This window comes from Mesorhizobium sp. P5_C1, assembly GCF_054049815.1.
This window is the reverse complement of the sequence record NZ_JBFULQ010000370.1, coordinates 1-5,771: the sequence shown is the minus strand read 5'-3', so window position 1 is coordinate 5,771 and position 5,771 is coordinate 1. Positions and strand designations below refer to the sequence as shown.

At 62.7% G+C, this 5,771-nt stretch carries 7 protein-coding genes; 4 read left to right on the top strand and 3 right to left on the bottom strand.

Annotated elements, in window-relative coordinates:
• Nucleotides 1–248: ArsC/Spx/MgsR family protein (locus ACXJ7R_RS23365; RefSeq protein WP_457153907.1), on the top strand; the 248-nt coding region annotated here is incomplete at its 5' end.
• Nucleotides 249–427: 179 nt separating this feature from the next.
• Here ACXJ7R_RS23365 and ACXJ7R_RS23360 read toward each other — a convergent pair.
• Genes ACXJ7R_RS23360 through ACXJ7R_RS23350 form a run of 3 tightly spaced genes read right to left on the bottom strand, consistent with a single transcriptional unit; the run spans nt 428 to nt 3,057 of the window.
• Nucleotides 428–784, bottom strand: coding sequence for a DUF488 domain-containing protein (locus ACXJ7R_RS23360; RefSeq protein WP_457153906.1), 357 nt, complete (start codon nt 782–784; stop codon nt 428–430).
• Nucleotides 785–805: 21 nt separating this feature from the next.
• Nucleotides 806–2,062, bottom strand: a complete 1,257-nt coding sequence (locus ACXJ7R_RS23355; protein WP_457153905.1) for an aminopeptidase — start codon at nt 2,060–2,062, stop codon at nt 806–808.
• A gap of 26 nt (nt 2,063–2,088) precedes the next feature.
• Nucleotides 2,089–3,057 carry a LysR substrate-binding domain-containing protein gene (locus ACXJ7R_RS23350; RefSeq protein ID WP_457153904.1) on the bottom strand — a complete coding sequence of 323 codons (969 nt, stop codon included), beginning with the start codon at nt 3,055–3,057 and terminating at the stop codon, nt 2,089–2,091.
• A gap of 95 nt (nt 3,058–3,152) precedes the next feature.
• Between ACXJ7R_RS23350 and ACXJ7R_RS23345 the strand changes: the two genes are divergently transcribed.
• From ACXJ7R_RS23345 to sbmA, 3 genes are all read left to right on the top strand, one after another.
• Complete coding sequence (locus ACXJ7R_RS23345; RefSeq protein ID WP_095091877.1) at nt 3,153–3,377, top strand: hypothetical protein; 225 nt, start codon at nt 3,153–3,155, stop codon at nt 3,375–3,377.
• 118 nt (nt 3,378–3,495) lie between these two features.
• On the top strand, nt 3,496–4,653 hold the full coding sequence (locus ACXJ7R_RS23340; RefSeq protein ID WP_457153903.1) for a YbfB/YjiJ family MFS transporter: 1,158 nt from the start codon (nt 3,496–3,498) through the stop codon (nt 4,651–4,653).
• A gap of 113 nt (nt 4,654–4,766) precedes the next feature.
• Nucleotides 4,767–5,771 (top strand): peptide antibiotic transporter SbmA (gene sbmA, locus ACXJ7R_RS23335; RefSeq protein ID WP_457153902.1); only part of this gene is annotated, 1,005 nt, incomplete at its 3' end.

The following is a 5,771-nucleotide window of genomic DNA, read 5'->3' as shown; positions in this document are numbered from 1 at the left end:
GGCTGGAGGCGAAGCGGCTGGATGGCTGGGTYGGCAAGGTTGGCTGGGAAATCCTGCTCAACAAGGCAAGCACGACCTTTCGCGAATTGGCCGACAAAGACAAGCAGAACCTCGACGAGAAGAAGGCCAAGGCGATGATGCTGGCCAAGCCAACCATGATCAAGCGGCCGGTGCTGGACCTGGGCGACAGGATTCTGGTCGGGTTCAAGCCGGATGTTTATCAGCAGGCGGTGGGGAGTTTTAAGTAGGAGCAGCAGGACGGCGAAGCTGCCGATCTCCCCCCTTGCGGGGGAGATGGCCGGCAGGCCAGAGGGGGGTGGGAAGGATCGCCAACCGTTGGTTGTTCCAAAATCGAACTTGTCTCAGGCATCTCCCCCGCAAGTGGGGAGATCGGCCAATCGCCACCGTTGCAGGGAATAGGCGCCCTTCAATCCGACTTTCTGAGATACGCCGCCAGCGCCACCGCATTGTTGTGCGCTTCGTCATGCGCACCATAGAGTAGCGTGACCTTTCCCGTGTCGAGCAGCGCACGCAACTGCCTGACCACCTCTGCATTCCCGTCCAGCTCAGCCCGATATCGCTTCTGAAACTCCGCCCAGCGCTCTGGCGCATGGCCGAACCATCCGCGCAAGCCGTCGCTCGGTGCGATCTCCCTCAGCCATAGCGCCAGCACGGCCTCTTGCTTGCTGACGCCGCGTGGCCAGATCCGGTCGACCAGAACCCGTTGCCCATCGTCGGGCGCCGGCGGCTCGTAGATCCGCTTGACCGCCAGGTCGAAGGCCATCGGACCCTCCTTAAGGGCCTGTCAGGCCCACTCGCCCTTGCGCATCACCGGCACACGGGCGCCGTCCTTGTGGACGCCATCTATGTCGATCTTGTCCGAGCCGATCATCCAGTCGATGTGGATGAAGCTCTTGTTGCCGCCGCGTGCGGCGATCTCGTCCTGGCTGAGCGAGGCGCCGTCGACGAAACACTTCGAATAGCATTGGCCGAGCGCGATGTGGCAGGCGGCGTTCTCGTCGAACAACGTGTTGAAGAACAACAGGCCGCTGGCCGCGATCGGCGAGGAATGCGGCACCAGCGCCACCTCGCCGAGACGGCGCGCGCCCTCGTCGGTGTCGAGCACCTTCTTCAGCACGTCCTCGCCCTTCGAAGCCTTCGCCTCGACGATCCGGCCCTCCTCGAAACGCACCGAGATCTCGTCGATCAGCGTGCCTTGGTAGGACAGCGGCTTGGTCGAGGACCCGTGGCCCTCAACACGCCTGGCATGCGGCGTAGTGAAGACTTCCTCGGTCGGGATGTTCGGGTTGCAGGTAATGCCGTTCTTGGCGGTCGAGGCGCCGCCCATCCATTCATGGCCGTCCGCCAGCCCGACGGTCAGGTCGGTGCCCGGCCCGGTGAAATGCAGCGCATGGAAATTGTGGCCGTTGAGCCATTCGGTGCGGCCACGAAGTGCTGCATTGTGCGCCTTCCAGTTGCCGATCGGGTCTTCGACGTCCACCCGCGACGCCGCGAAGATGGCGTCTGCGAGCTTCGCCACGGCAACGTCGTCGGCATCATCTGGGAAGACCTGCCTGGCCCAGGCGAGATCCGGGTAGGCGACGATGTTCCAATTGATATCGAAGCCGGTGATCTTCTCCAGTGCCGGCTGATAGGCCATCGAATTCGCCTTGTTGGCGCGCGCCACTTTCGCCGGATCCTGCGCCGACAACAGCGACGGATCCTCGCCGCGCACGGCAAGCCGCGCCGCATTGTTGGAGAAGGCCTTCGCCATGCCTTCATAAAGCCAGCCGGCGGCGCGGTCGAAACTGGCATCGGCGCCGAAGCGATAGCGCGCCAGCGTCATCTCGTCGTCGTTGAAGATCGGCGTCACCAGCCCGGCGCCGGCCTTGTAGGCATGCTCGACGATCCGCCTGGTCAGCGGCAGCGCCGCTATCGACGACGTCAGCACCAGGTCCTGTCCGGGTTGCAACTGCAGCCCGACCTTGATGGCGACTTCCGCCAGCCTGTCGAGCTTCACCGGGTCGATCGATGCGGAAACGCCGCGTGAATGTGTGGTCATGATCCTGCCTGCCGTAGTTTGATGTCTCACTCTACATAGACCGGTGGCACGGTGCTTTCCACCGCGATCCCACCGGTGGGTGCGGTGGCCGCATTCGGCGACCCGAACTGTGCCATCGTCGCCTCGATCTCTTCTTTGATCCAGACCTTGAAATCCCGGACCTTGCGGTTTTCGGCCTTGGCCGAGGAGGTCACCAGCCAATAGCCGAGACCGCTCTGGGCGCGGATTCCGAACGGCGCCACGAGTCGGCCGTCGGCCAGCGCATCGGCGGTGAGCAATTGCCAGCCGAGCATCACGCCATGGCCGGCGATCGCCGATTCCAGGCACAGCATCGGATCGGTGAAGCGCGCGCCCTTCAGGAACGTGACGGGCGGAACACCGGCTGCCTCGAACCAGCTTTCCCAATTGATCATGGCCCGCTCGTCGGTGATGGCGCAGGTCTGGGCAAGGTCCTCGATCGATTTCAGCTTCCTGGCGATCGCCGGGGCGCAGACCGGAAAGACTTCCTGGGCCAAAAGCAGTTCCGCCCTCCCGCCCGGCCATTTGCCGTCGCCGAGCCGGATGGCAATATCGATATCGGAGTGGTCGAGATCGGCCAGCCGCACCGACGCGTCGATGCGCAACAGCACGTTGGGATGCCGGGCGAAGTGACGCGACAGGCGCGGCAGCAGCCACTTCGAGCCAAAGGCCGGCGCCACCGAAACCACCAATGTGCATTGCGTCGCCTCGTCGGCCAGCGCCACGGCGTGGGCAAGCTCGCGAAACCCCGCACCGAGGCGGGCCGCGAAGGCAGCGCCGAACTCGGTCAGCACCAGGCCGCTCGCCGTTCGCTCGAACAGCGCCTGGCCGAGCTGCTTCTCGGTACGGCTGATCTGCTGGCTGACGGCGCTGACGGAAACGTTGAGTTCTCCGGCGGCCGCCGCGAGCGAGCCGAGACGGGCGACGGTTTCGACGGCGCGAAGGCCGTTGAGATGGACGCGATTGAGCATGGCCATTTGAGTTTTTCTAAACCGATCCGGCTGAAATCTCAATTGAAAGACACATCGGAACGGCACACTTTACGGAGGGAGCCAGACCCGTGGAGCCAAAAATGCTGAGCATGTTGTCATCGCTGAAGATCTTTTTCTCGACCCATGCTCCGCAAGAGCCAAGCCGGGAGAGCGTGACGCAGAGATGGCTGACCGATCCGCTTTCGCATCCTGTGCTCAACACCATGTCGGAGCGCGAATTGGGTGATGTGCCGTTCAGGCTGACGGCGCTCCGCACGGTGCACGAGACTGCTTCATTGCATGCGGGTTTCGGTGGACGCTGCTAAACGGACGCCTCGCTTTCCGGCTTAAGCAAAAGTCGAGGCGAGCGCCGCGCATTGCGACCGCGCTGGCCCAACCAAAGGTGGATTGTTTCACCGGCTCGCGCACTTATTGTGCACTGCAATGACAGCCAACTCGACAGCACTGCGTTTCGCCATCGCCGGTATGATCGCCATGGCTGTTGCCATGGGCATAGGCCGCTTTGTCTATACGCCGATCCTGCCTGGCATGATGGAGGAGCTCCATCTGTCGCCGGCCGATGCCGGGTGGATCGCCTCCGCCAACTATCTTGGCTACCTCGTCGGCGCGCTGGCGGCGGCGGGCGGTTGGGCGCAAGGACGTGAACGCATGCTGATGCTGGTGGGTCTCGGCGCCAGCACGGCCCTTGCTGCGTCGATGGGACTGTCCGACACCATGGGCGCCTTTCTCGTCATCCGCTTTCTGGCCGGCCTGACCAGCGCCTTCGTCATGGTGTTCATGGCCAGCATCGTCTTCAGCCATATAAACGCTGCCGGCCGCGGCGACCTGCAGGCGTGGCATTTTGGCGGCGTTGGCCTCGGCATCGCGGTGTCCGCGGTGATGATGGCCGCGCTTGTCACCGAACATGCCGGCTGGGCGGCGGGCTGGCTCTGGTCGGCGGCAATTTCGGCTTGCGGTTTCGTCGTCGTCGCGCTGTTGGCGAACGAAGGCCCTCTCGCCAATGGCGACGCCACGCGCGAGCCGGCGCTGCCGAAGGACTGGTCGCTGATGAAGATCATCGTCGCCTACGGCCTGTTCGGTTTTGGCTATGTGGTGACGGCGACGTTCCTGGTCGCCATCGTCCGGCAAGGCGGCGGCAGCCGGGTCTTCGAGGCGATGGTGTGGATGGTCGCCGGCCTTGCCGGTTTTCCCTCCACATGGCTCTGGCAAAAGATCGCCGCCCGGATCGGGCTTTACGCAGCCTATGCTCTGGCATGCTTCATCGAAGTTGCGGGCGTCACCGCCAGCGTGGCCATCGGCGGCCGCACAGGGCCGCTGCTTGGCGGCCTGCTGCTCGGCGGCACCTTCATTGCCATCACGGCACTTGGCCTGCAGGCCGCGCGGCACCAGGCGCCAAAAGCGCCTCGGAGGATTTTTGCCCTGATGACGGCGTCCTTCGGCCTTGGCCAGATCGTCGGCCCGATCGCCGCCGGGTTGCTGGCGCAAATGTCAGGCGATTTCTTCCTCGCCTCGATCGCCGCCGCAGTGATGCTGGTCGTCTCCGGCGCCATCACATGGTCGGCTGCGCCAAAATCGCCATGATTGTGGGGTTGCTCGCTGCCGGGCATCGGGTAGGCATTTGCTTTCCACCTAATATGTGACTTTATGCCCGCTAAACCCCGCTGATTTGCGCATCGACCGAGGAATCCCCCACAGTGTTCGTATCCTTCTTCCCGCAGCCGAAGCTTTTTTTCTCTTCGGCAGCCATCTGGAGCCTTGCGGCGATCCTGTTCTGGTTTTTCGGCGGAGAGCAGTTGGGCGCCGTTTTCGGACTGCCGCCGGCCGCGGCTGGCGCGCCCCCCATCATCGGCATCGCCATCCTTTTGTCGCCGCCGTTTCTCTGGTTCTATCTCTACTTCGCGTTTTGCGTGCTCGTCTTCTACGCGTTCTGGAACTGGTATTCGCCGCATCCTTGGCAGCGCTGGTCGATCCTGATGACGGCGGTCATCCTGTTCTTCATCTATTTCAATGTGCAGGTCAGCGTCGCGGTCAACGCCTGGTACGGTCCCTTCTTCGACTATGTGCAGGGGCTGATGTCGGGGACTGGAAAGTCGACCAACGGTGAGTTTTACATCGGGCTGGCCGATTTTTCGTGGCTCGCGCTCGTCGGCATGAATGTGCAGGTGGTCAACGCCTTCATAGTCAGCCACTGGATCTTCCGCTGGCGCACCGCGATGAACAATTATTTCGTCGAGAACTGGGGCAGGCTACGCCATATCGAGGGCGCCTCGCAGCGTATCCAGGAAGACACGATGCGGTTCTCGCAGATCATGGAGGATCTCGGCTCGAGCTTCGTCCAGTCGATCATGACATTGATCGCATTCCTGCCGGTCATGATCCAGTTGCAGGCTCACATCAGCGAGTTGCCGATTGTCGGCGCGATCCCGCAGCCATTGGTTGTCGCAGCCCTGGCCTGGTGTCTGTTCGGGACGATCTCGGTGATGATTGCCGGGCTGAAACTTCCGGGACTGCAGTTTCGCAACCAGCGTGTCGAGGCCGCCTATCGCAAGGAACTTGTCTATGGCGAGGATCATGCGGAGAGGGCCCAGCCAGCTACCACCGCCGAGCTGTTCGCGAACGTTCGTCACAACTATTTCAGGCTCTATTTCCACTACATATATTTCAACGCAGGCTCTATTTCCACTACATATATTTCAACG